Genomic DNA, 25,132 nt, shown 5'->3' on the forward strand with positions numbered 1-25,132 from the left:
CCGGGCTGATGGGGGTGTTACCGCTGTTGCTGAAAGCGGGCGAATGCTTCGCTGTCGGGATAGGAGGTCTGCGTACCCAGCGCCATCACCGAGCAGGCGGAATACGCCACTGCCTGTTCCATGGCGTGACGAATCCCGCCGTCGCGGTTCCAGTGTTGAATGAAGCAACCAATAAAGGCGTCACCGGCACCGGTGGTATCACGGGCGGCAACCCGTTGGCCCGGCACTTGGAATTCACCCTCTTCACCCACGTACAGCGCGCCTTGCTCGCCAAGGGTGACAATCACGTGGCGAATACCGCTGGCTACCAGGGTTTTTGCGGCGGTGCGGGCTGAGTCCGGCGAGTCCACGGTCTGGCCGGTGATCAGCGCCAGTTCCGATTCGTTGGGGATCAGGAAATCCAATTTTGCCAAATGCTCGGCGCTCAACCCGGCCATGGCCGGTGCCGGGTTGAGCAATACCGCAATGCCATGCCGGTGAGCGAATTCGATGGCGTAGTAGACCGTCTCCAGGTTGATCTCCAGTTGCAGCACGATCAACGTGCACGCGCGCAGGTCGGCTGCTGCCGCATCGATATCCGCAGGCGACAAATGCGCGTTGGCGCCTTTGACGATCAAAATGCTGTTGTGGGAGTCGGCCCGGACAAAAATCGGCGCCACGCCGCTGGAAACGCCAGGCACCCGCTGCACATAACGGGTGTCGATACCAAAGTGCTGAAAGTTGGCCAGGGTGTTGTCGGCAAACATGTCGTCCCCGACCTTGCTCAACATCAACACATCCGCCCCAAGCTTGGCTGCCGCCACCGCCTGGTTGGCCCCTTTACCGCCGCAACCCAGGGCAAAGCCCGGTGCTTCCAGGGTTTCGCCCTGGCCCGGCATGCGGTCGATGTACGTAATCAAATCCACCATATTGCTGCCGATGACTGCGATCTTGCTCATTGCTATTCCACCTTGTTGCGGCACGACCAGGCAGGTTGTGGCGCTCTTGTTTTGTTATTTAAATAACATTAGGTGTGAATATTCAATCTTTTTTTGCGATGAGAGATCAACGGAGTGTGCACATGGCCAGCAGCGGCCTTAAGCAGCTGCTGATCGACTGCGTCGGGTCTGCTCCATAGCCCGACTCAAAAAGGGCAAGGTCGCAATTATGTAGCGTGTGTGTAAGCGTCACCTTGTGTCCCCGGGGAGCGCTCACTAAGCTGGCCGATCTTTTTTGATGCAACCCGGAATCCCCATGCCTCGAAGTATTGCCCACCTCGCCTTGCTGCTGGGGTTGATCACCGCCATAGGCCCTTTCGCCATCGACAGCTACTTGCCCGCGCTGCCCACCCTCGGGGCCAGCCTGCAGGCGTCGCCGGCGGCCGTGCAGATGAGCTTGACGGTGTTCTTCATGATCATTGGCGTGTGCCAGCTGTTCTACGGGCCCATCAGCGATGTGTTCGGTCGCAAGCCGCCGATTTATGCAGGGTTGGTGATTTTTGCCGTGGGCAGCGTCGGTTGTGCGCTGGCCCCCACTATTGAAGTGCTGATCGGCTTTCGTGCCCTGCAAGCGTTTGGTGCGTGCGCCGGCATGGTCATTCCCCGGGCCATCGTTCGTGACCTGTATACCGGCCATGAAGCGGCGCGCTTGATGGCCTTGCTGATGCTGGTGATGAGTGTTTCACCGATCCTGGCGCCCTTGGCCGGCAGCGTCGTCATTTCCCTTTGGAGTTGGCGTGAAGTGTTCGTGGCGCTGGCTGTCGTGGCGGTGCTGTGCCTGGTGATGACCATCGTGCAACTGCCGGAAACCCATCCGGCCGAACGCCGTTTGGGCAAGACCCTGGGCAATGCGTTCGGCAGCTACGGCGCCCTCCTTCGTGACCCGGTATTCACTGGCCTGTCGGTGGTGTGTGGCTTTGGCCTGGCGACGTTCTTTGTGTTTATCGGCAGCGCACCGTTCGTATACATCGAGTACTTCGGACTGACGCCGACGCAATTCAGCCTGTGCTTTGCAGTAAACGCTGCCTCATTCTTTGCCATGAGCCAACTGACGGCGCGCCTGAGTGCGCGCTTTGGCCTGGCCCCACTGATTCGCTGGTCGGTTGTAGGCGTTGCCGTGGTCATGACATTGCTGGCCACCACCACGCTATGGAGCGACAACCTGGCGTTGATGATGGCGCTGCTGTTTATCGGTTTCGGCTTTCTCGGCCTGTTACTGCCGGCCGCGGGGGTGTTGTCCATGGAAGATCATGGTGCCGTAGCGGGTTCCGCGTCGGCGCTGCTCGGTGCTATCCAAATGATCACGGCGGCCGTCTCGATGACCCTGGTTGGTGTGTTTGCCGACCACACACCTGCCCCCATGCTGATTGGCATCGCGCTGTGTGCCGTCGCCGCAATGCTGGTCACCCTGTGGACCCTGCGTCGTTTACCGACTCATCTGGCCCGCGCAAGGTCCTGACATTGTTTTGACTGATAGCCGTTATTGGCCGGAATCCGTTCTGGGGCGGGGCCAGGCTTTATAGAATGGCGACCACAGTCAAACCGCCACCGATCGGTGCTGGAGGTCGTCATGCGTTACCTGTTTATTGCACTGCTGAGCGTGGTCAGCACTTTCGCCGCCGCCCAGGGCGCCCCCAATCCGGGCGCGGACAAACCGGTCAATCAGGCCGACAATTACGCCGAAGACTTGGACATCGCCAAGGCCGTGCGCAATACCAACGCCGCGTCCGCCACCTGCGGCCCGGTCAAGGGCCATGTTGTGTACGTTGACAGCCAGGGCGTGCGTCACGAACTGGACTATAGGCGGGTCGGTGACACCTGCCCGCACAGTTAAGCTCACTTACAAATCAAACCGGTCCACCGCCCGCCGCCGCTCGTTGTCATCGCGCACGTCATAACTGGCGGTCGTCTGGATATTGGAGTGATGCGCCAGTTTCTGCGCGATCGACAGGTCATGCTCTTCGATCACCCGGGTGATGAAAGACCGTCGGAAATCATGGGGCATGATCTTCACGCCCACCTGTTCGCCGCGCTGACGGGCGATGTAGTAGATCGCGTGCTTGGTAATGCGTTCGCGCGTGATATGGCTGCCCCGGCGGATACGATTGAACAGAAATGGATCGTCCTGTTCGCCTTCCTTGAGGTGTTCGCGGCGAAACTCCAGCCATGCTTGCAGCTTGGCAAACGCCCAGGCGGGTGCGTACTTGATCAGTTCCTTGTTGCCCTTGCCGGTCACGCGCAAGCTGCGTTCGTCGAAGTTGATCTGCGCCAGGTCGAGGTTGACCGACTCCGACTTGCGCATGCCCGAGCCATACAAAATACCGATCACCGCCGCATCCCGCAGGCCCTGGGGGCGTGGGTCGGCGGCGCAGACGTCCATCATTTCGCGGATCAGTGTGCGCCGCAGGTTACGGCCCTGCCCCAGGCGGGTACCGGGCGCAGCCTTGACCGAACGCATCTTCAACAGGTGGTCCTGGCTGATCAAGCTCATGCGCCACGCCTCGTTCATTACCCCGCGCACCGCATTTACATACAACGAAGAGGTGTTCGGCGCATAGCCGTCCTCGCGCAACGCGGCGACCAGGGCAATCACGTGTTCGGGTTGCAGCAGGTGCCAGTCGATCTCTTCGAGATTGATGTCTTCAAAACCGAGTCGGTCGGCGGCGTCCTGCAGCACGTAACGCATGATCAGTTGACTGGAGGGCGCCAGGCGGGTGAGGTAGAGGGTCAGCGGGTTGCGGATAGACTCAGTCAAGGTAGATCAGCCTTTGGATTAAATACCTCGACCAACTCATTGTTTAATCGAGGTATTTAGTGAATTGGCGAGCGCCGAGTTTAACGCACGACCGGCCCTTGCACAAAATCACTGGGCCGATTCGTCATCCTCTGTGGCGTCTTCGGGCTGAGGCTGGGTTTGGGTCTGGCTCCATTCAGTGTCCTGTTTCTGCATCAGCCCAAACCAATGCTGGCGCATGAACGCCAGGTAACCGTCCGGCGCCTTGGCGAAATCACTCTCATCGCCATAGCAGCCGGGAAGCGGCAACTCCGTGCCCTGCTCCTTGTACTGGCTGACCAGCGCCTGTTGCGCTGCAATAGAGCAGTCCGTCGGCAGCGGCATGCCACGCAGGGCGCCAGCTTCCTCGTCCCACCAACTCGCGCCGACGCGATCGACACCGCGCAGGCGGTACTTCTGGGATTTGCCGACATGCATGATCAGTTTGAATTCACGGGGGCTGACGTCGCTGGTGCACGTTCGCGAATAGCCCACGGTCGCCTGGGTCATGCCATCCCCGGCCAGGTCGGTGACCTTGGTCGCCGCCATGTCAAAGCGCAGCGCTGCATCGAATTGGCAATGCTGCACGTCGTCATAAAGCATCCAGACGCGTTTGGGATGGTCGCCCGCCAGCAGGTATTGGGCCGCATAGACGAAGGCCGACTGGGTGCCGTCATCGTCACGCTCGCCAACTTGCTCGGCGAGTACCAGCAGGTTTTTGCCTTGGCGGTCGTCCCAGGTATAGGCGGCGACCTGCTTGCCACGCACTTCCACGCCCTCCGGTACCTGCTCGATGCGCGAGAGCACTACCCCGTCGTCGGCCCGTACGGTCGTGACACAGGCCACGGCCATCAACAATCCCATCAACGCAGGCCGTAATTGGCCGCGAAAAAGCTGCACGCTATTCATCCGAGTACCCTGGCAAGAGATGGCTTACTTTACCGGCACTTGAAGGGCAATGCAGAGAAGATTGTTGAATTACAATCGGTCGGCGGCACAACGCTGAAATAACCCAGCAGTTTTACCCGGTAAACCTATTGCTTGGCGCTTCAGTCACTTAGCTGAACCCTAGCTGTCTACCTGTCAAATAAACGAGTTTTTCATCCGCCTTTCATATTCGTTCAACATTTTTCCGCTTAACCTTGGCCGCAGAACTTGAGAACAAACCGCGTTTTTACCGACTAACCTGTTGATTACGCTTTACCTTTCATATATTTCGTCTTTAATCTGATACCCATGGAAGAATCCGTTGCCCGTCTTCAGGAAAGTCGAATGAATGCCGCAAACCCACGCTACGTTTAATCAGTCAGCGTTTTACCGACTGATTACTGCTGTTTTCACGCTTCAATTGCTCTAGCCCCGAGGTCATGAATCTTTGAAACCCTACCCTATTCATTGCGTGTCGATCGTTATCCCGGTCTACAACGAACAAGAGAGCCTGCCTGAATTGCTGCGTCGCACGACGGCAGCCTGCAAGCAACTGGCTTACGAATACGAAATCATCCTGGTGGATGACGGTAGCCGCGACAACTCGGCTCAATTGCTTGAAGACGCCGCCGCTGAAGACGGCAGCAACGTGGTGGCGGTGATCCTCAACCGTAACTACGGCCAGCATGCGGCGATCATGGCCGGCTTCGAGCAGTGCCGGGGCGAGGTGGTCATCACCCTCGACGCCGACCTGCAGAACCCGCCCGAAGAGATCCCGCGCCTGGTGGAACAAGCTGCCCTGGGTTACGACGTGGTGGCAACCGTGCGTAACAACCGCCAGGACTCGGCCTTCCGCCGCTGGCCTTCGCGCCTGATCAACCTGGCGGTGCAACGCTCCACCGGCGTGGCCATGACCGACTACGGCTGCATGCTGCGCGCCTACCGCCGCACCATCGTCGACGCCATGCTCGCCTGCCGTGAGCGCAGCACCTTTATTCCGATCCTGGCCAACGGCTTTGCCCGGCACACGACCGAGATTCTGGTGCATCACGCCGAGCGCGAGCACGGCGAGTCCAAATACAGCGCGATGCGCCTGATCAGCCTGATGTTCGACCTGCTGACCTGCATGACCACCACCCCGCTGCGCCTGCTGAGCATCGTCGGTTTCAGCCTGGCGGCGCTGGGCATGCTGTTTGCCTTTGCACTGGTATTCCTGCGATTGGTCTTCGGTGCCGAATGGGCAGGCTCAGGCACGTTTGTACTGTTTGCGGTATTGTTCGTGTTCACCGGCGGTCAATTCATCGGCATGGGCCTCTTGGGTGAATACCTGGGCCGCATGTACAGTGACGTGCGCGCCCGCCCACGCTTCTTTATTGAAAAAGTGCTGCGTAACCAACCCGCAGCACCTGCTCCGGTCGTCGTGGTCGACGGCCTGACAAGTTCTCACACTTCCACTTCTCCTTCCGATCAGGTTTCGTCATGAATTCAAAAGCTGTTGTCTTCGCTTATCACGATATTGGCTGTGCAGGCATTGAAGCCCTGCTGACCGCCGGCTACGACATTGCTGCCGTGTTCACCCATGCCGACGACCCCAAGGAAAATAATTTCTACGGCTCCGTCGCCCAACTCTGTGCCCGCAACGGCATCCCGGTACACGCACCGGAAGACGCCAACCACCCACTGTGGATCGAGCGCATTGCCAAGCTGAACCCGGATTTCATCTTCTCGTTCTACTACCGCAACCTGCTGAGCGAAGCCCTGCTGGCCACCGCCAAAAAAGGTGCGTTCAACCTGCACGGCTCGCTGCTGCCTAAGTACCGTGGCCGCGCCCCGGCCAACTGGGTGCTGGTAAACGGCGAAACCGAAACCGGCGTGACCCTGCACCGCATGGTCAAGCGTGCCGACGCTGGCGCGATCCTGGCCCAGCAAAAAGTCGTTATCGACCGCACTGACACTGGCCTGACCCTGCACGCCAAACTGCGTGAAGCGGCCACCAACCTGCTGCGTGATGCCCTGCCACAACTGGCCCAAGGCAAGCTGGCGGAAACTGCCCAGAACGAAAGCCAGGCGACCTACTTCGGCCGCCGCACCGCTGCCGATGGCAAACTGGACTGGAAAAAGCCGGCTGAAGAGCTGTTCAACCTGGTTCGCGCCGTCACCCAACCTTACCCGGGCGCCTTCTGCGCCGTAGGCGAGCACAAACTGATCGTTTGGCAAGCCGATGTGGTCAAGGGCAACGAAGGCATTGCCCCGGGCCGTGTGATCAGCGTCAACCCGCTGCGCATCGCCTGCGGTGAAGATTCCCTGGTGGTCAAGTTTGGCCAGCGCAACGAAAACGGCCTGTACCTGGCCGGTCCTTCCCTGGCCGACGAGTTGGGCCTGGTGGACGGTTCCGTACTGCGCGGCGCCGAGTCCGGCCGCAAGCCACGTCGTACTCGCGTACTGATCCTGGGTGTGAACGGTTTCATCGGTAACCACCTGTCAGAGCGCCTGCTGCGTGACGACCGTTACGAAATCTACGGCCTGGATATCGGTTCCGACGCTATCGAGCGCCTGCGCAGCCACCCGAACTTCCACTACGTGGAAGGCGACATCAGCATTCACTCCGAGTGGATCGAGTACCACATCAAGAAGTGCGACGTGGTCCTGCCGCTGGTGGCCATCGCTACCCCTATCGAATACACCCGTAACCCACTGCGCGTGTTCGAACTGGACTTTGAAGAGAACCTGAAACTGGTTCGCTACTGCGTCAAGTACAACAAGCGTGTGATCTTCCCGTCGACCTCCGAAGTCTATGGCATGTGCCAGGACCAGTACTTCGACGAAGACACCTCCAACCTGGTGGTTGGCCCGGTCAACAAGCAACGCTGGATCTACTCGGTCTCCAAGCAACTGCTGGACCGTGTGATCTGGGCTTACGGCGACAAAGGCCTGAACTTCACCCTGTTCCGTCCGTTCAACTGGATGGGCCCGCGCCTGGACCGTCTGGACTCGGCACGTATCGGCAGCTCCCGTGCAATCACCCAGTTGATCCTGAACCTGGTAGAAGGCACGCCGATCCGCCTGTTCGACGGTGGCGAGCAGAAGCGTTGCTTCACCGACATCGCTGACGGCATCGAAGCCCTGGCACGCATCATTGATAACGACAACGATGTCTGCAATGGCCAGATCATCAACATCGGCAACCCGGAAAACGAAGCCAGCATTCGTCAGCTGGGCGAAGAGCTGCTGCGTCAGTTCGAAGCTCACCCGCTGCGTAGCAACTTCCCTCCGTTCGCCGGTTTCCGCGACGTAGAGAGCAAGGCGTTCTACGGCACCGGTTACCAGGACGTGGCGCACCGCAAGCCAAGCATCGAAAACGCCAAGCGCCTGCTGAACTGGGAGCCAACCGTTGAGATGAGCGAAACCATCGGTAACACCCTGGACTTCTTCCTTAAAGAAGCCATGCTCGAAATCGCGGACAAGCGCTGATGCAGGCAGGTCTTCGCATCGACGTCGACACCTACCGTGGCACCCGTGAAGGTGTGCCGCGGTTGCTTGAATCCCTGGATGAAGCCGGGGTGAAAGCGACGTTCTTCTTCAGCGTTGGGCCGGACAACATGGGGCGCCACTTGTGGCGCCTCATCCGTCCGCAATTCCTGTGGAAGATGCTGCGTTCCAATGCCGCCGGGCTGTATGGCTGGGATATCTTGCTGGCCGGCACCGCCTGGCCGGGCAAGCCGATTGGCCGTGACCTGGGGCATTTGATGCGCCAGGCCAAGGCCGCCGGCCATGAAGTCGGCCTGCACGCGTGGGACCACCACGGCTGGCAGGCCAACACCGGGCGCTGGAGCGACGCACAACTGGTAGAGCAGATTCGTCGCGGCGTCGACACCTTGAGCGACATTCTCGGTGAACGCATCGACTGTTCCGCCGCCGCCGGCTGGCGTGCCGATGAACGCGTGGTGCAAGCCAAACAAGGTTTCAACTTTCGCTACAACAGTGATTGCCGGGGCAGCAGCCTGTTTCGACCCACCTTGGCCGATGGCAGTGCGGGCACCCCACAAATTCCGGTAGACCTGCCGACCTTCGACGAAGTCGTCGGTCCGGTGGTGGCTGCCAAAGATTTCAACAGCTTTATTCTTGACCGGTTTACCGCGTCAAAGCTGAACGTCTACACGATCCACGCAGAAGTAGAAGGGATTCTGATGGCTGAAGATTTTCGCCAGTTGCTCGCCCAGGCCGGGCAGCGCGGCATCGACTTCAAACCCTTGGGCGATCTGCTGCCCGCGGATGTGACCACCCTGCCCCAGCAACACCTGGTGCGCGGCGCGCTGAGCGGCCGCGAGGGATGGCTCGGAGTACAGCAGGCATGATCCGGCGCTGGGCATTGCCCCTGCTCCTGTTGGCGTTTGGTGCGTTTTATCTGTTACCGCTGGCCAGTCATGGCCTGTGGATTCCGGATGAAACCCGTTATGCACAAATCAGCCAGGAAATGCTGCTGACCGGCAAGTGGGCTTCGCCACACTTCATGGGCATCCGCTACTTCGAGAAACCCGCCGCCGGCTATTGGATGATTGCGCTGGGCCAGGCGATTTTCGGGCAAAACCTGTTCGGCGTGCGCTTTGCATCCGCGCTGAGCACCGGGTTGAGCATCCTGCTGGTCTATCTTGTGTCTCGCCGACTGTGGAACGACCCGCAAAAAAGCCTGGTCAGCACGGTGCTGTACATGAGTTTTGTCAGCGTGGCCTTGCTTGGCGGTTATGCCAACCTGGACCCGCAATTCACCTTCTGGGTCAACCTGACCGGCGTGGCGCTGTGGTTCTGCTTCGACAGCACCACGCGCCGCGGCCGTTTATGGTCCTGGGCCATGCTCGGTTTTGCCTGTGGCATGGGTTTCATGACCAAAGGGTTCCTGGCCTGGCTGCTGCCGGTGTTGATCGCCCTGCCCTACGCAATCTGGCAGAAACGCTTTCGTGAATTGCTGGCTTACGGCGTGGTCGCCGTGGTCGTTGCGATTGTGGTCAGCCTGCCGTGGGCCCTGGCTGTGCACCTGCAAGAGCCGGACTACTGGAACTTCTTCTTCTGGCACGAGCATATCCAACGCTTCGCCGGGGATGACGCCCAGCATGCCGAGCCATTCTGGTTCTATCTGCCGCTGATGGTCGCGTTCTCGTTGCCATGGATTGCCCTGCTGCCATCCACGGTGAAACGCGCCTGGCTGGAAAAACGCCTGCCTAAAACCGCGTTCCTGCTGCTCTGGCTATTGATGCCCCTGGCATTCTTCAGCCTGGCCAAAGGCAAGCTGCCGTCGTACATCATGCCTTGCCTGCTGCCGCTGGCCCTGCTGATGGGGTCGACCCTGAGCGACAAACTTGCCCGGGGCCATAGTCGCGCACTGCGCATCAACGGCTGGCTGAACCTGGGTATCGGTATCGCGGCCTTGTTGGCAATCAGCTGGTTTCAATTGAAGAACCCGGTGTACGAACACGGACAAGAAACCCTCAGCCTGGTGCTGGTGTTTACCTTCCTGTTCGGCTGGATTGTGGTCAACCTTCTGCAGGCCGCGCGCCCTTTGAAACTGTGGGCAGCGCCGGCGATCGGCAGTTGGTTGCTGGTCGCTCTGGTGCCGGCCGCCCTGCCCCATTCGGTGGTGTACAACAAGACGCCGGATCAGTTCATCATCGACCACCTGCCAGAACTGCAACCGACCACCGCTCTGCTCAGCAATGACCTGGGCGCCGCGTCGGCCCTGTCATGGCGTTTGGGCCGCCCGGACGTCAGCCTCTACAACACCGTCGGCGAAGTGAAATACGGCATCGCCTACCCGGACACCGCCCATCGCAAGATCGATACCAGCGAAGTCCAGCAATGGATGAGCGAAGCGCGCAAAAAGGGTTCTGTCGGCGTGGTGATGCGGGTCAAGGGCGACGATGAGGTTGCTGAAGTGAACCTGCTGCCCCAGGACGGCAAGCGTTATGAGCAAGGCAATATCGTGATCCTGATTTTCCCACAGGCTGCGCAATGATCACGTTGCTTCTGCTATTAAGCGCCTGCCTGCTCACCTGCATGGGCCAGGTTTCGCAAAAATTTGCCGTGGAAAGCTGGCGTGACCAGCCGGACGGTTGGGCGCCGAAACTGCGCTCCCCGTGGCTGTGGTCGGCGCTGGTGTGCCTGGGCCTGGGCCTGTTGGTGTGGCTGCTGGTGTTACAGCGTCTGGAGGTGGGCATCGCCTACCCGATGCTCAGCTTGAATTTCGTGCTGGTGACGCTGATGGCGCGCTTTGTGTTTCATGAGCACATCGATGGCCGTCATTGGCTCGGTGTGGCGCTGGTCATCGGCGGCGTTGTACTGCTGGGGCGTCACGTATGAGCCGGGCGCAAGGGTTTGCCCTGGCCCTGGGCAGCGTCGGCCTGGTGAGCGCCGCTCAACTGGGCATGCGCTGGAGCATGACGCGCCTGCCACTGCCTGACGAGTGGCTGAGCGCATTCAACAGCAACGCCATTGATCTGGGCGCCCTGGGCGTGGTCAGCCTGGCAATCATCGCCTATGCGCTGTCGATGGTGTGCTGGCTCGGCGCCCTCAAGCATTTACCCCTGGGTCGCGCCTATTCGCTGCTCAGCATCAGCTACGCGCTGGTGTACCTGCTGGCGGCCAGCCTGCCGGTGTTCAACGAACATTTTTCGCTTTCAAAAACCCTGGGGGTGGCGCTGGTCATCCTCGGTGTTCTGGTTATTAACTCTCGTCGTGCTAGCGTTGCAAGCCCCAGGAATGCCCCATGAAAATCAGTGTATTTGGTAGCGGTTACGTCGGTCTGGTACAGGCCACCGTATTGGCCGAAGTCGGTCACGATGTGATCTGCATGGACGTTGACAAGAGCAAGGTCGAGTCGCTTCAGAAAGGCCATGTGACCATCTTCGAACCGGGCCTGGCTGCCATGGTCAAGGAAAACCTGGAAAGTGGCCGCCTGCACTTTACCTTTGATGAAAAACTCGCCGTTGAACACGGTGAAGTGCTTTTTATCGCCGTGGGCACGCCCTCGGATGAAGACGGCTCAGCCGACCTCAAGTATGTGCTGTCGGTAGGTGATGCCGTGTCCCGCCATCGTGTGGAACCGGTGATTCTGGTGGAAAAGTCCACCGTACCCGTCGGCACCGGCGACACCTTGCGCGCCCATATCGAAAAAAACCTGCACATCGCAGGCCGTCACCTGGAATTCGATATCGTCTCCAACCCGGAATTCCTCAAGGAAGGCACGGCCGTTGCCGACTGCCGCCGCCCGGACCGTATTATCATCGGTTGCGAACGTGAAGAAGTGCGTGAAGTGATGCGCGACCTGTATGCGCCCTTCAACCGCAACCACGACCGCATCATCTTCATGGACCTGCGCAGCGCCGAACTGACCAAGTACGCCGCCAACTGCATGCTGGCCACCAAGATCAGCTTTATCAACCAGATCGCCGAGCTGGCCGAACACCTGGGTGCGGACATCGAAGCCGTACGCCTGGGCATCGGCGCCGACTCACGAATTGGCTACCACTTCATCTACCCGGGTTGCGGCTACGGCGGTTCGTGCTTCCCCAAAGACATGCGCGCCCTGATCCACAGCGCCAAGGAAGCCAACTGCTCCAGCGACCTGCTGGAAGCGGTCGAAGCCATCAACCAGCGCCAGAAGAGCAAGCTGTTCGAACGTATCAATGCTTACTTCAAGGGCGAGCTGAAAGGCAAGACGTTCGCGTTGTGGGGCCTGGCCTTCAAGCCCAACACCGATGACATGCGTGATGCACCGAGCCGTGTGCTGATGGAAGCCCTTTGGGCGGCGGGCGCCAATGTACGTGCGTTTGACCCTGAAGCGATGCAGGAAACCCAGCGAATCTACGGTGACGAGTCGCGGCTGACGCTGCTGGGCACACCGGAGTCCGCCTTGAGCGGCGCCGATGCGCTGATCGTCTGCACCGAATGGCAGCAGTTCAAGGCCCCGGATTTCGAGCTGATCCTCGACCGCCTGAAAAACCCGGTGATTTTCGACGGTCGCAACCTGTACGACGGCGAGCGCCTGGCGCGCAAAGGCTTCAAATACTTCCCAATGGGTCGTGGTGATTCCTGCGAGTTGCCGATTCCTCAGCAAAACTGGGTAGCGCCGGTCAAGGAAGACTGACACGTGAACAAAGCTCAACCGCCCTTGCTTACTGCAACGATCCGCAACCAGTCGCTGGGGCTTGGGCTCCTTGCACTGGTGCTGTTTATCGTCGGCAATTGGCACCAGGCCATCATCGGGTTCGACTCGCGCTTCTTGGTGTTTGCTCAGGAGATGCTGCGCCATGGGCCGAGCTTCTTTCCCACCACCTATGGCCAGCCCTACGCTGACTACCTGGCGACCTCAACACTGCTGACGTGGCTGTTGTCCTTGCCGTTCGGCCAGGTCACCAGCCTGACGGCATGGCTGCCTACGTCTATCGCGTCAGCGCTGATCGTAACCCTGGTGTATCGCCTCACGGCGCCCTACTCCACGCGTTGGGGCCTGTTGAGCATCGCGATGTTGCTGCTCAGCAGCACCTTCATCAGTGAAACCCGTGCGGTGTCCCTGGACCAGATGCTCGCCGCCATCGCCCTGGCGGTGTTCTACCTGGGTTACGCCCACGATCACTTCGGTGCCGCCAAACGTCTGCATTGGTTGTTCCTGCTGGTGATTCTAGGCTTTGCAGTGCGTGGGCCAATCGGCCTGGTGATCCCGACCGGCGTACTCTGCAGCTATTACCTGATCAATCGCCAATGGCGCCAACTGTTCACTTTTGGTGTGCTGGCACTGGCCCTGTTGGTGGCATGCGTCGGCCTCTTGCTGCTGCTGGCCAAGCTCAGCGGTGGCGAAGACTTCATGCAGGACGTGATCCGCATGCAGTTCCTGGGGCGTATGGACGGCACCGAAGGCTCCAGCGGCGTGCTGTATTACTTCACCAGCTCCATGGGCAACTATGCGTTGGCCTATCCGCTGGCGTTGTTGGTGCTGTTGGCGGTCGTCGTCGGCGGGCGCCGAGCGCCGGACCCAGCGTTGCAACTGGTGTTGTATTGCGCGGCGGCCGGTCTGCTGGTGATGCTGGGCCTGTCGGTACCCCAGGCCAAAAAGGCCCGCTACATACTGCCGATGCTGCCCATGGCGGCGATCATTGCGGCCTACCCGTTCCAGGTCACCCAGGGGCGACTGTTCGCGGCGCTACGCGCTTTGATGCTGGGTATCTGGACGCTGCTGCCGGCGCTCCTGGTGATCGGGCTGGTGGTGGCGCGCAAGCGTTACCCGGCGCAGCTGGACAACCTTGGGCTGATCTTCACGTTGCTGGGTGTGCTTCAGGGGCTGGCGTTGCTGTCACTCCTCAAAGCACGCCTGCGGCCGCTGGGGCCCGCCTTCGCGGCAGTGCTGGCGCTCTGGTCGACCTACATCGTGGTGGTCGAACCGCTGGAACGCACGCTCTACGACACCCGCACCTTCAGCCTCGCGGTCAAAGCGCAAATCCTGCAGCAACCGGCACCGGTGGTACTGCATGGCTTGGGTAAAGATGCGAAAGCCATCAAGTTCATGGTCAACTTCAACTGCGATAAGGTGCCACTGTTTACCCAATCGTCCGCAGATCTGGCCCCGTTGCAAGGGCCGGCCTGGCTGGTGATGAGTGCTCAGGACTTCGAAAAACTGCAAGATCCACGCTTGCGCTCGATCACACCGACGCTCAGTGGAGAGTTCGACAAAGATCCTTATGTGTTGCTGCATCTGGAGAAAGTCTCAGCGCCTTGATCGCGTTCACTGATCGCGGTCACAGCAGTCTGACGGAAACAACGCCCACTCCTCAAAGAGTGGGCGTTTTTCGTTATTAGCGCCCGGAAAGCACCTACGTTGCTATGCGTAAAGGCTGGTGCGCTTTGCCTTCCGATGCCTGGAACCCAAATGTAGACTCGTTCGCCAAGTGCGTTAACTATCTACTACAGGACGCTGCCATCCCTTCAACGCACAGTGGCCGCCATCATTAAAAGGGCAATACCGTGCCAGAAGATTTGTTGCTTATGCCTGCGCCGAGGCTGGATCGGTTGATGGAGCTGCGCGACGCGTTGGTGGCGTTGAAGGGACCCTTGGCCGATAACACTGCGCTGCAGGCGAACCTGCAAAGGCAGCTGTTCAATGAAGAGGCCGATACCCGTGTTCTCGGGCGGATCAACAGGCCGTTCGCGCAGCAGAAACGCCTGATCCCTTTTGATTAAGCCCTATAACTTCACTTTTTTTGCATTCAACCCTCATTAATATGCAGTGGCGCCAGGGTGCCCAGGTCGGCACACTGTTCAGTGTTCCTCCCCCAACTATTGGAACTTTCAAAGGGCTTTTGCGGGAAACCCGCCAAGCCCTTTTTTTCGCCTGCTATTGATGGACTGCTTCGATGCTCGCTCGCTGGTTACCCGCTGCAATCAATACCCGCCCTGCCGAATGGAGCCGCGCCGCAGTCGGCATGGCCGTAGGCACGCTGTTCAGTGTCTGGGTGTGTGCCCGGCTATTTGGAATGGAAGTCGCACTGCACCTGCTCGGTCCCCTTGGCGCTTCGGCCGTGCTGCTCTTTGCGGTGTCGTCCGGTGCGCTGGCCCAACCCTGGTCGATTATTGGCAGCTATTTGTGCGCCGCCGTGGTGGGGTTGCTGGTCGCTCGGGTATTGGGCCGTACGCTGGGCAGCGCTTGCCTGGCGGCCGGCATGACCGTCATCCTGATGTGCTGGCTGCGTTGCTTGCACCCACCCGCCGGTGGCCTGGCCATGACCCTGGTGCTTGCCGACCCCGCCTCTATTGCGCTGGGTTGGCAGGAGTTGGCCCCGGTCATGCTCGGCGCGTGTGCCCTGCTGGTGTGCGCGTTGGCCTATAACAACGCCACGCGCACGCGTTATCCCAAGGGTACGGGCGAATCACCTGCGGTCATCATCGGCACTGCGCCATCGGGGGCAGACGCCGCCATCACCGCAGCCGACCTGAAGCTGGCCATGGCCGAGATGGAGCAGTTTTACGATGTGCAACCGACCGAGCTGGAACAACTGATCCACGCGGCCGAAGGCCATGCACGGCGTCGCAGCATTGGCCAGGTACTGGCCAGTCGCGTCGCTTGACCTCATCTGCATAAATGCAAAAACGACCTGCATGATTCCGGGTTGTACGGGGCAAATTTGCACTGGTACGATCGCGAGAGGGTTCGTTCGCGAACATCTTGATAAAGAACAATAAAAGCAGGGAGTTACAGATGACTGCTCAGGTTTCATCCGAAGCAAGCCGCGCCGAGGCTCTTCAGCAGGAGGCCCTTAAGCACGAGGTGCTGGCCGACGTGCGTAACCATATCGGCCACCTCACCCTCAATCGCCCCGCTGGCTTGAACGCCATTACCCTGGAGATGGTCCGCAGCCTGACGGCGCAGTTACAGGCCTGGGCGGATGATCCTCAGGTTTACGCCGTGGTACTGCGCGGCGCCGGTGAAAAAGCCTTCTGCGCCGGTGGCGACATCCGTTCGCTGTACGACAGCTTCAAGAACGGCGACAACCTGCACGAAGATTTTTTCGTTGAAGAATACGCCCTCGACCTGGCCATTCATCATTACCGCAAACCCGTATTGGCCCTGATGGACGGGTTTGTGCTGGGCGGTGGGATGGGCCTGGTGCAAGGTGCCGACCTGCGCGTAGTCACTGAGCGCAGCCGCCTGGCCATGCCGGAAGTGGCCATCGGCTATTTCCCGGATGTGGGCGGTAGCTACTTCCTGCCCCGCATTCCGGGCGAACTGGGGATTTACCTCGGCCTGACCGGCGTACAGATTCGCGCGGCCGATGCGTTGTATTGCGGGTTGGCGGACTGGTCTATCGACAGCGCCAAACTCAGCGAGCTGGACCGCAAGCTCGATCAATTGCAGTGGCAGGACTCGCCGCTCAAGGACCTGCAAGGCGTATTGGCCAAACTGGCCGTACAGCAATTGCCCGATGCACCACTGGCCGCGCTGCGACCTGCTATCGACCACTTCTTCGCCTTGCCGGACGTGCAGAGCATCGTTGAGCAACTGCAGGAAGTCACCGTCGCCGACAGCCACGAATGGGCCCTGAGTACCGTTAACCTGATGCAAACCCGCTCGCCGCTGGCCATGGCCGTAACCCTGCAAATGCTGCGCCGTGGCCGCCGCCTGCCGCTGGAGCAGTGCTTTGCCCTGGAACTGTACCTGGATCGCCAGTGGTTCGAACGCGGCGACCTGATCGAAGGGGTTCGTGCCCTGATCATCGATAAAGACAAAACGCCCCGTTGGAACCCGCCGACTGTCCAAGGGCTGGACGCCAGCCATGTCGACAGCTTCTTCCGCGACTTCGTGCAGACTGGGAAATAGGCCATGCAAGATATTGAATACACTGAAGAACAGGTAATGATCCGTGACATGGCGCGCGACTTTGCCCGTGGCGAAATCGCCCCGCATGCGCAAGCGTGGGAAAAGGCCGGCTGGATCGATGACGCTTTGGTCGCAAAAATGGGTGAATTGGGCCTGTTGGGCATGGTGGTCCCTGAGGAATGGGGCGGCACCTACGTCGACTACGTGGCTTATGCGCTGGCGGTAGAAGAGATTTCTGCCGGTGATGGTGCTACCGGCGCGCTGATGAGTATCCACAACTCAGTGGGTTGCGGGCCAATCCTCAACTACGGCACACACGAACAGAAACAAACCTGGCTGCCCGACCTTGCCAGCGGCCAGGCCATTGGCTGCTTCTGCCTGACCGAACCCCAGGCCGGCTCCGAAGCCCACAACCTGCGCACCCGCGCTGAACTGCGTGATGGCCAGTGGGTAATCAATGGCGCCAAGCAGTTTGTCAGCAACGGCAAGCGCGCCAAGTTGGCCATTGTGTTTGCGGTGACTGACCCGGCGTTGGGCAAGAAAGGTATTTCCGCGTTCCTGGTGCCCACCCAGACGCCGGGGTTTGTGGTTGATCGCACGGAACACAAGATGGGCATTCGCGCCTCGGATACCTGCGCCGTCACACTCAGCGAGTGCACAGTGCCCGAAGCCAACCTGCTGGGTGAACGCGGCAAAGGCCTGGCCATCGCCCTGTCCAACCTCGAAGGCGGGCGCATCGGTATTGCCGCCCAAGCATTGGGCATCGCACGGGCCGCGTTTGAGGCGGCGCTGGCGTACGCCCGTGATCGCGTGCAATTCAACCAGGCAATCATTGAGCACCAGAGCATCGCCAACCTGCTGGCAGACATGCAAACCCGGCTCAATGCCGCACGCCTGCTGATCCTGCACGCCGCGCGCCTGCGCAGTGCCGGCAAACCATGCTTGTCGGAAGCCTCCCAGGCCAAGCTGTTCGCCTCGGAAATGGCCGAAAAGGTCTGCTCTTCAGCGATGCAGATTCATGGCGGCTATGGGTATCTTGAGGATTACCCGGTGGAGCGTTACTACCGGGATGCCAGGATTACGCAGATTTACGAAGGGACCAGTGAGATTCAGCGGATGGTCATTGCCCGAGAGCTCAAGCACTACCAGCTCTGACAGATACGCCGCTCCCACCTGTGGGAGCGGTCTTGCCCTAATGCCAGTCAGTTAAGCGAACGAAGTGCTCAATGCAGCGAAGATCAAATGTGGGAGCGGGCTTGCTCGCGAAGGCGGCCTGAAGCAAACATTGATGTTGATTGCCCCACCGCATTCGCGAGCAAGCCCGCTCCCACCATGGGGTCTACCGTGTTCTTGGGGTCAGCTTACTGGTCCTTGAACTCAGGCGCGCGCTTGGCCACAAATGCCGCCATGCCTTCCTTCTGGTCTTGCGTCGCAAACGCCGCATGGAACACCCGGCGTTCAAAGCGCACGCCTTCGGACAGGCTCACTTCAAACGCGCGGTTCACACTTTCCTTGACCATCATGCTGATCGGCACTGACTTGCCGGCAATCAGTGTGGCGACTTTCAGCGCCTCTTCCAGCAGTTCATCGGCCGGCACAATGCGCGCGACAATCCCGCAGCGCTCAGCTTCCACCGCATCGATAAAGCGCCCGGTCAGGCACATTTCCATGGCCTTGGCCTTGCCCACTGCGCGGGTCAGGCGCTGGGTGCCGCCCATGCCCGGCAATACACCGAGGTTGATTTCCGGCTGACCGAACTTCGCCGTATCACCGGCCAGGATGAAGTCGCACATCAACGCCAGTTCGCAGCCGCCGCCCAGGGCGAACCCATTAACGGCCGCAATGATCGGCTTGCGGCGGTTGGCCACGCGGTCACTGTCGCTGAACAGGTCGTCGAGGTAGATCTGCGGGTAAGTCAGCTCGGCCATTTCCTTGATGTCGGCACCGGCAGCGAAGGCTTTTTTGGAGCCGGTTAACACGATGCAACCGATTTGCGGGTTGGCTTCCAGGCTGTCGAGGGCCTGGTTCAACTCGCTGACCAATTGCGCATTCAAGGCATTCAGCGCGTGCGGGCGATTAAGGGTAATCAACCCGACGCGGCCCTGCACTTCGAGCAAAATGGTTTCATAACTCATGTATTGGCTCCTTAAAGATTGCGTGAGATGACCATGCGTTGAATGTCGCTGGTGCCTTCGTAAATCTGGCAGACCCGCACATCGCGGTAGATCCGCTCCAGGGGGAAGTCGCTCAGGTAACCGTAACCGCCCAAGGTTTGCAAGGCGGCGGAGCAGACTTTCTCGGCCATTTCCGAGGCAAACAGCTTGGCCATCGACGCTTCGACCAGCGCCGGCTTGCCGCTGTCACGCAGCGCGGCGGCGTAATGCACCATTTGCCGGGCGACCGTGATTTGAGTGGCCATGTCCGCCAGGCGGAACGCCACCGCCTGGTGCTCAATCAACGCTTTACCAAAGCTTTCGCGCTCACGTGCATAGTCGCGTGCTGCTTCAAACGCGGCGCGGGCCATGCCCACCGATTGCGAGGCAATACCCACACGCCCGCCTTCGAGGTTGGCCAGGGCGATCTTGTAGCCTTCGCCCTCCTCGCCCAAGCGATTGGCGACGGGCACCTTCACATCCTCAAACAGAATCTGGCACGTGTCGGACGCGTGCTGGCCCAGCTTGTCTTCCACCCGCGCGACCGTGTAACCCGGTGAGTCGGTAGGCACGATAAACGCGCTGATCCCACGTTTGCCGGCTGCCGGGTCAGTGACCGCAAACACAATCACAATGCCGGCGTTCTGTCCGGAGGTGATGAACTGTTTGCAACCATTGAGCACGTAATGGTCGCCTTCAAGGCGCGCACGGGTTTTCAGGCTACTGGCATCAGAGCCTGCCTGTGGCTCGGTCAATGCGAAAGCACCGAGCATGGCGCCACTGGCCAAGGGTTTGAGGAACAGTTCTTTCTGCTGATCGTTGCCGAACTTGAGAATCGGCACGCAACCCACCGAGTTGTGCACGCTCATGATGGTTGAGCACGCGCCGTCACCGGCGGCGATTTCTTCCAGCGCCATGGCATAGGCCAGGTAGCCGGTGTCGCAACCGCCCCACTGGTCCGGCACCAGCATGCCGAAAAAGCCCAGCTCGGCCATTTCGCCGATGGCTTCCTTGGGGAAACGGTGCTCGCGGTCCCATTCGGCGGCGAACGGTTTCAGGCGTTCCTGGGCAAATTGCCGGGCCGCCTCGCTGATTTGCAGTTGTTCGTCATTGGGCAGCATGTTGAGTCCTTAATACAGACATTCGACGGCCATGGCCGTGGCTTCACCACCGCCGATGCAGATGGCGGCAACGCCACGCTTGAGGCCTTTCTGGCGCAGGGCCGAGAGCAAGGTCACCAGAATGCGCGCGCCGGAGGCGCCGATCGGATGCCCCAAGGCACAGGCGCCGCCGTGGATGTTGACCTTGCTGTGGGGGATATCCAGCTTGCTCATCGTCACCAGGCTGACGACCGCGAAGGCTTCGTTGATCTCGAACAAATCTACGTCGCCCAGGTGCCAGCCGGTCTTGCTCATCAGCTTGCGAATTGCGCCCACCGGCGCCACCGGGAACAGCCCCGGCTCATCGGCAAATGCAGCATGCCCGTGGATCACCGCCAGCGGCTTGAGACCGCGCTTTTGCGCCTCGGACTGGCGCATCAGCAGCAACGCCGCCGCGCCATCGGAAATCGAACTGGAGTTGGCCGCCGTCACGGTGCCGCCTTCACGAAACGCCGGTTTCAGACTGCTGATCTTGTCCAGCCTGGCTTTGGGTGGCTGTTCGTCATGCACGATGGTTTTTTGCTCTTTACCAACGGTGACCTGCACCGGAACGATCTCCGCAGCGAAGCTGCCGCCGGTAATCGCCGCTTGCGCACGGGTCAGCGAGGCGATGGCGAACGCGTCCTGGGCTTCACGGGTAAACCCGTTGTGCTCGGCGCAGTCTTCGGCAAAGGTGCCCATCAGGCGGCCCTTGTCATACGCATCTTCCAGGCCGTCGAGAAACATATGGTCGAGCACCTTGCCATGGCCCATGCGGTAGCCGCTGCGCGCACGGTCGAGCAGGTACGGCGCGTTGGACATACTCTCCATGCCACCGGCGATCACCACTTCGACACTGCCGGCCAACAACGCGTCGTGGGCTAGCATGGTCGCTTCCATGCCTGAACCACACATCTTGTTCAGCGTGGTGCAGCGGGTGGCCTTGTCCAGCCCGGCACCCAGGGCCGCCTGACGCGCAGGCGCCTGGCCCAGGCCTGCGGGCAGCACACAACCGAACAACACTTCATCCACGGCATCGGACGCAATACCGGCGCGCTCGACAGCCGCGCGAATCGCGGCGGCGCCCAGTTGCGGTGCGGTCAGCCCTTTGAGGTCGCCCTGGAAACCGCCCATGGGCGTGCGCACGGCGCTGACAATGACAATCGGATCGCTCATGAATAATTCTCCTTATTTGGCCGCCATGCGCAAGGCACCGTCGAGACGGATCACCTCGCCATTGAGCATGCTGTTTTCAATGATGTGCCGCACCAGCGCAGCGTATTCGGACGGTTTGCCCAGGCGCGGCGGAAATGGCACGCCGGCAGCCAGGGAATCGCGCACTTCCGGCGTCATACCCGCCATCATTGGCGTCTCGAAGATGCCGGGGGCAATGGTCATCACCCGAATGCCATAGCGTGCCAATTCGCGCGCGGCGGGCAAGGTCAGGCTGGCAATGGCGCCTTTGGAGGCGGCATACGCCGCCTGGCCGATCTGCCCGTCAAAGGCGGCCACCGATGCAGTGTTGATGATTACACCGCGCTCACCGTCGGCATTCGCCTCGGTGTCGGCCATTGCCGCAGCAGCCAGGCGCAACAGGTTGAAGCTACCGATCAGGTTGACGTTGATCACCTGGGCAAAGCTGGCCAGGCCGTGGGGGCCGTTCTTGCCGAGGATCTTCTCGCCGCGTACGACACCGGCGCAATTCACCAGGCCATGCAAACCACCAAAGGCTGCAACGGTGGCGTGAACGGCAGCTTCAGCAGCGGCTTCCTGGCTGATATCTGCCACCGCACTGCGGGCGTTCTCGCCGAGCTGTAGGGCTTTGGCCGCCACGGCCTCGGCGTTCAGGTCCACCAGCATCACTTTGGCACCGGCCGCGATGAGCATGTCAGCGGTGGCCGCGCCGAGGCCCGAGGCACCGCCGCTGACCAGGAATACCTTGTTTTCAATCTGCATCATTGTTTCCTTAAAAGTGGATCAAGCCAGTGCCGCTTGGGCCTTGGCGATTTCCTGATTACGCAAAATAAAGCGCTGCAGCTTGCCGCTCGGGGTCTTGGGCAAGTCACTGACGAATTCGATTTCTCGTGGGTAGGCATGGGCGGCCAGGCGTTGGCGCACATACAGGCGCAGCTCTTCGGCCAATTCCGGGGTGGCGCGGTATTGCTCGTTGATCACCACAAACGCTTTCACCAGTTCGGTGCGCTCCGGGCAGGGTTTACCGACCACCGCAGCCTCGATGACAGCCGGGTGCTCGACCAGCGCGCTTTCCACGTCGAACGGCCCCACGCGGTAACCGGAAGTGGTGATCACATCATCACTGCGCCCGACAAAACTGATGCTGGCGTCAGGGTTCAGCTCGACGGTGTCGCCACTGAGGTAGTACTTGCCCACGAAGGCTTTGGTCTTGACCCCGTCATACCCCGCAAACCAGCACATCGGCGATTGTTCACGGTCGATGGCCAGGATTCCCGGTTGCCCGGCGGGCAACTCCTGGTAATCGTCATCCAGCACCACGATACGATGCCCCGGTGAGGCAAAACCGGCCGAGCCGACGTGCACCGGGTGCGCCAGGCCATGGTGGTTGCAGAGCACCATGCCCAGTTCGGTCTGGCCGTAGTGGTCGTGAATAGTGACGCCCAGGTTATCGGCGAACCAACGGATGACCTCCGGGTTCAGCGGCTCGCCGGCGCTGCTGACGATGCGCAGCTTGCCCTTGATCGAACGGGCGAACTGCTCACCACCGGCAATCAGCAGGCGATACGCCGTGGGAGAGCCGGTCAAGTTGGTAATCCCGTATTTATTGATCACCCGGCAGGTGCTTTCGAGGGTGAAGGGGCCATCGTAGAAGGTGATCGGGTGGCCCATGGACAACGGCCCGGTCACGCCGAAATAGATACCGTAGGCCCAGCCTGGGTCGGCCACATTCCAGAACGCATCTTCAGGGCGCAGGTCCACCGCGTCACGGGTGTAGCGCTGGAACGCAACGATCGCCTTGAGCGGCACCGACAGCGCTTTCGACGGGCCGGTGGTGCCCGAGGTGAACATCAGCAGGAAAGGGTCATCGCCGCCCAGCAACACCGGCTCGCACACCGGGGAATAGTTGGGCAATTCGGCCCAGAAACTGTAATCGCCCCGCACGATGCCTTCACCCTTGGCACCCGCGACCGTGACAATGGTTGGGCAACCCTGCACCTCAGCCAGTTTCGGGCGGTTCACCGCATCGGTGACCACCAGCGCCGCGGCGGAGCTGCTCAGACGATGCTCAATAGCCTTGGGGCCAAACGCAGTAAATAACGGCTGATAGACCGCGCCGATGCGCCAGGTCGCCAACACCACCACCAGCAATTCAGCCGTGCGGGGCAGCAGGCCCGCCACCTTGTCACCGCGTTTGACGCCCCGGGCCTGCAGGAAATTGGCGAAGCGGGCCGCCTGGTCCTGCAATTGGGTAAAGGTAGACGTGGCGCTCTGCCCGTCCTTGCCCTCCCAGAACAACGCGATGCGCCCCGGTAGCGCGTGCCGGTCGCAGCATTCCACGCAGGCATTGAGCGCCTGTAGATTGCCGGCCAGTGCGGCATCGACGGTGTGCTGATAATCGAATTCGGTGATGGCAGCCAGGTACTCACGCATTGCTTCAAATCCTTCTGTATTTTTATTTTGATGACGGTTTTGAGGACAAGAATCGCTGAAATAGTCGCTCTGGAGCGGCGCAGCAGCAATGGTCAAAGCCTTCAACTTGGCTGACTGGTTTGGCCAATCATTGATTGCGCTGATCAGCCGGTCAGCCCAAGTGATTGGACGCCCCCAGCGCTTGCTTCTAACCTGATGGCCTGCGCCACCACAGAAGCCTTCCATGATCGTTCGCCCCAAACCCAACCTGCTGGGCATCCTGTTTTCCCTCAAGGGCTCGATTGCCAAGCGCATCGCCTTGCGCAGCCTGCTGGTCACGTTACTGGCCTCAGTGATCGTGTTGGTGGAAACCCTGCACCCGGCCTATTTCTCCAAGGTCAACGCCACGCCCTTCACGTTGCTCGGGCTGTCGTTGTCGATCTTCATGAGTTTTCGCAACAACGCCTGCTACGACCGCTGGTGGGAAGGCCGCAAGCAACTTGGCCAAATGATCATTGAGGTGCGCTCGCTGATTCGCGAAACCCAGGTGCTGGCTGATCCGGCTGAGCGCGCGGGCGTGTTGCGCGGTCTGTGCGGCTTTGCCCATGGTTTGATCGCGCGCTTGCGTCATGAAGATGAGGCCCGGGCCATCAAGCCCTGGATCAGCGTCGAGCAGGCGCACCCCAACCTGCCCGATAGGGTATTGCAACAACTGGGCGCGCGATTTTCGCTGCTGGCAGAACGGGGCGTGATCAGCGAATGGCGCTACACCCAGCTCGAAACCCGGCTGGTCAGCCTGAGCCAGGTGCAAGCGTCGTGTGAGCGCATCAAAAGCACGCCGCTGCCCTTCCCCTACACGCTGCTGCTGCACCGCACCATCTACCTGTTCTGCATTCTTCTGCCGTTCGCCATGGCCGAGCCATTGGGATGGCTGACGCCGCTGTTCACCGCCATCGTGAGCTACACCTTCTTTGGCCTGGATGAAATCGGCGACGACCTGGAGGACCCGTTCGGTTTTGACGAAAACGACTTGCCGTGCAATGCGATCGTACGCACCCTGGAGCGCGAGTTGCTCGCCGCCCTCGGCGAATCCGACCTGCCACCGGCGCTGGAGCCGGTTGAATACGTGCTGAACTGACGCGGGTTTGACACTCGCCGTGGTCTGACCGAAGCTGATGGCTTTGCGATAGCTGCCCCAG

At 60.3% G+C, this 25,132-nt stretch carries 23 protein-coding genes; 15 read left to right on the forward strand and 8 right to left on the reverse strand.

Annotation, left to right across the window (positions count from 1 at the left end):
* Nucleotides 1–17: 17 nt before the first annotated feature.
* The gene (rbsK, locus tag A7J50_RS14735) at nucleotides 18–938 is read right to left on the reverse strand and encodes a ribokinase (protein ID WP_064452466.1); all 921 of its coding nucleotides are present in this window, start codon (nucleotides 936–938) and stop codon (nucleotides 18–20) included.
* A 295-nt stretch (nucleotides 939–1,233) separates the two neighbouring features.
* On the opposite strand from rbsK, the gene A7J50_RS14740 reads away from it, so the two are divergent.
* Entirely contained in the window at nucleotides 1,234–2,436 is a 1,203-nt protein-coding gene (locus A7J50_RS14740; protein WP_064452467.1) for a multidrug effflux MFS transporter, read from the forward strand.
* Between the two features lie 111 nt (nucleotides 2,437–2,547).
* Complete coding sequence (locus A7J50_RS14745) at nucleotides 2,548–2,811, forward strand: DUF2790 domain-containing protein (protein WP_064452468.1); 264 nt, start codon at nucleotides 2,548–2,550, stop codon at nucleotides 2,809–2,811.
* A 6-nt stretch (nucleotides 2,812–2,817) separates the two neighbouring features.
* Here the strand turns inward: A7J50_RS14745 and A7J50_RS14750 are convergent, their stop codons facing one another.
* Nucleotides 2,818–3,732 carry a site-specific integrase gene (locus tag A7J50_RS14750; RefSeq protein WP_064452469.1) on the reverse strand — a complete coding sequence of 305 codons (915 nt, stop codon included), beginning with the start codon at nucleotides 3,730–3,732 and terminating at the stop codon, nucleotides 2,818–2,820.
* Between the two features lie 108 nt (nucleotides 3,733–3,840).
* Nucleotides 3,841–4,659, reverse strand: coding sequence for a M949_RS01915 family surface polysaccharide biosynthesis protein (locus A7J50_RS14755; protein ID WP_064452470.1), 819 nt, complete (start codon nucleotides 4,657–4,659; stop codon nucleotides 3,841–3,843).
* Nucleotides 4,660–5,125: 466 nt separating this feature from the next.
* Between A7J50_RS14755 and arnC the strand changes: the two genes are divergently transcribed.
* From arnC to A7J50_RS14810, 12 genes are all read left to right on the forward strand, one after another.
* Complete coding sequence (gene arnC, locus A7J50_RS14760) at nucleotides 5,126–6,160, forward strand: undecaprenyl-phosphate 4-deoxy-4-formamido-L-arabinose transferase (RefSeq protein WP_064452471.1); 1,035 nt, start codon at nucleotides 5,126–5,128, stop codon at nucleotides 6,158–6,160.
* The gene (gene arnA, locus A7J50_RS14765; RefSeq protein ID WP_064452472.1) at nucleotides 6,157–8,148 is read left to right on the forward strand and encodes a bifunctional UDP-4-amino-4-deoxy-L-arabinose formyltransferase/UDP-glucuronic acid oxidase ArnA; all 1,992 of its coding nucleotides are present in this window, start codon (nucleotides 6,157–6,159) and stop codon (nucleotides 8,146–8,148) included. The genes arnC and arnA overlap by 4 nt, the downstream gene beginning before the upstream one ends.
* Nucleotides 8,148–9,032, forward strand: coding sequence for a 4-deoxy-4-formamido-L-arabinose-phosphoundecaprenol deformylase (gene arnD / locus A7J50_RS14770; RefSeq protein WP_064452473.1), 885 nt, complete (start codon nucleotides 8,148–8,150; stop codon nucleotides 9,030–9,032). The genes arnA and arnD overlap by 1 nt, the downstream gene beginning before the upstream one ends.
* Nucleotides 9,029–10,684, forward strand: a complete 1,656-nt coding sequence (gene arnT, locus A7J50_RS14775; RefSeq protein WP_064452474.1) for a lipid IV(A) 4-amino-4-deoxy-L-arabinosyltransferase — start codon at nucleotides 9,029–9,031, stop codon at nucleotides 10,682–10,684. Before arnD ends, arnT begins: the two co-directional genes overlap by 4 nt.
* Nucleotides 10,681–11,028 (forward strand): 4-amino-4-deoxy-L-arabinose-phosphoundecaprenol flippase subunit ArnE, encoded by a 348-nt coding sequence (arnE, locus tag A7J50_RS14780; RefSeq protein WP_064452475.1) that lies wholly within the window; start codon nucleotides 10,681–10,683, stop codon nucleotides 11,026–11,028. Before arnT ends, arnE begins: the two co-directional genes overlap by 4 nt.
* Nucleotides 11,025–11,438, forward strand: coding sequence for a 4-amino-4-deoxy-L-arabinose-phosphoundecaprenol flippase subunit ArnF (arnF, locus tag A7J50_RS14785; RefSeq protein WP_064452476.1), 414 nt, complete (start codon nucleotides 11,025–11,027; stop codon nucleotides 11,436–11,438). Before arnE ends, arnF begins: the two co-directional genes overlap by 4 nt.
* Nucleotides 11,435–12,814 (forward strand): UDP-glucose dehydrogenase family protein, encoded by a 1,380-nt coding sequence (locus tag A7J50_RS14790; protein ID WP_064452477.1) that lies wholly within the window; start codon nucleotides 11,435–11,437, stop codon nucleotides 12,812–12,814. The genes arnF and A7J50_RS14790 overlap by 4 nt, the downstream gene beginning before the upstream one ends.
* 3 nt (nucleotides 12,815–12,817) lie before the next feature.
* A complete protein-coding gene (locus A7J50_RS14795; protein ID WP_064452478.1) occupies nucleotides 12,818–14,440 on the forward strand; it encodes an ArnT family glycosyltransferase in 1,623 nt (540 codons plus the stop codon).
* 266 nt (nucleotides 14,441–14,706) lie between these two features.
* A complete protein-coding gene (locus A7J50_RS30720) occupies nucleotides 14,707–14,901 on the forward strand; it encodes a type VI secretion system contractile sheath small subunit (RefSeq protein ID WP_082895893.1) in 195 nt (64 codons plus the stop codon).
* Nucleotides 14,902–15,074: 173 nt separating this feature from the next.
* A complete protein-coding gene (locus A7J50_RS14800) occupies nucleotides 15,075–15,785 on the forward strand; it encodes an HPP family protein (RefSeq protein WP_064452479.1) in 711 nt (236 codons plus the stop codon).
* Nucleotides 15,786–15,916: 131 nt separating this feature from the next.
* The gene (locus A7J50_RS14805) at nucleotides 15,917–17,035 is read left to right on the forward strand and encodes an enoyl-CoA hydratase/isomerase family protein (RefSeq protein ID WP_064452480.1); all 1,119 of its coding nucleotides are present in this window, start codon (nucleotides 15,917–15,919) and stop codon (nucleotides 17,033–17,035) included.
* Between the two features lie 3 nt (nucleotides 17,036–17,038).
* Nucleotides 17,039–18,190 carry an acyl-CoA dehydrogenase family protein gene (locus tag A7J50_RS14810; protein ID WP_064452481.1) on the forward strand — a complete coding sequence of 384 codons (1,152 nt, stop codon included), beginning with the start codon at nucleotides 17,039–17,041 and terminating at the stop codon, nucleotides 18,188–18,190.
* A 206-nt stretch (nucleotides 18,191–18,396) separates the two neighbouring features.
* On the opposite strand, the gene A7J50_RS14815 is transcribed toward A7J50_RS14810, so the two are convergent.
* Genes A7J50_RS14815 through A7J50_RS14835 form a run of 5 tightly spaced genes read right to left on the reverse strand, consistent with a single transcriptional unit; the run spans nucleotide 18,397 to nucleotide 23,954 of the window.
* Nucleotides 18,397–19,170, reverse strand: coding sequence for an enoyl-CoA hydratase (locus tag A7J50_RS14815; protein WP_064452482.1), 774 nt, complete (start codon nucleotides 19,168–19,170; stop codon nucleotides 18,397–18,399).
* An 11-nt stretch (nucleotides 19,171–19,181) separates the two neighbouring features.
* Nucleotides 19,182–20,309 carry an acyl-CoA dehydrogenase gene (locus tag A7J50_RS14820; RefSeq protein WP_064452483.1) on the reverse strand — a complete coding sequence of 376 codons (1,128 nt, stop codon included), beginning with the start codon at nucleotides 20,307–20,309 and terminating at the stop codon, nucleotides 19,182–19,184.
* Nucleotides 20,310–20,318: 9 nt separating this feature from the next.
* A complete protein-coding gene (locus A7J50_RS14825) occupies nucleotides 20,319–21,503 on the reverse strand; it encodes an acetyl-CoA C-acyltransferase (RefSeq protein ID WP_064452484.1) in 1,185 nt (394 codons plus the stop codon).
* Between the two features lie 12 nt (nucleotides 21,504–21,515).
* Complete coding sequence (locus tag A7J50_RS14830; RefSeq protein ID WP_064452485.1) at nucleotides 21,516–22,283, reverse strand: SDR family NAD(P)-dependent oxidoreductase; 768 nt, start codon at nucleotides 22,281–22,283, stop codon at nucleotides 21,516–21,518.
* Nucleotides 22,284–22,304: 21 nt separating this feature from the next.
* Entirely contained in the window at nucleotides 22,305–23,954 is a 1,650-nt protein-coding gene (locus A7J50_RS14835; protein WP_064452486.1) for an AMP-binding protein, read from the reverse strand.
* 223 nt (nucleotides 23,955–24,177) lie between these two features.
* Between A7J50_RS14835 and A7J50_RS14840 the strand changes: the two genes are divergently transcribed.
* The gene (locus A7J50_RS14840; RefSeq protein ID WP_064452487.1) at nucleotides 24,178–25,071 is read left to right on the forward strand and encodes a bestrophin family protein; all 894 of its coding nucleotides are present in this window, start codon (nucleotides 24,178–24,180) and stop codon (nucleotides 25,069–25,071) included.
* Nucleotides 25,072–25,132 lie beyond the last annotated feature (61 nt).

It is taken from the genome of Pseudomonas antarctica (assembly GCF_001647715.1).
Classification (GTDB): domain Bacteria; phylum Pseudomonadota; class Gammaproteobacteria; order Pseudomonadales; family Pseudomonadaceae; genus Aquipseudomonas; species Aquipseudomonas antarctica_A.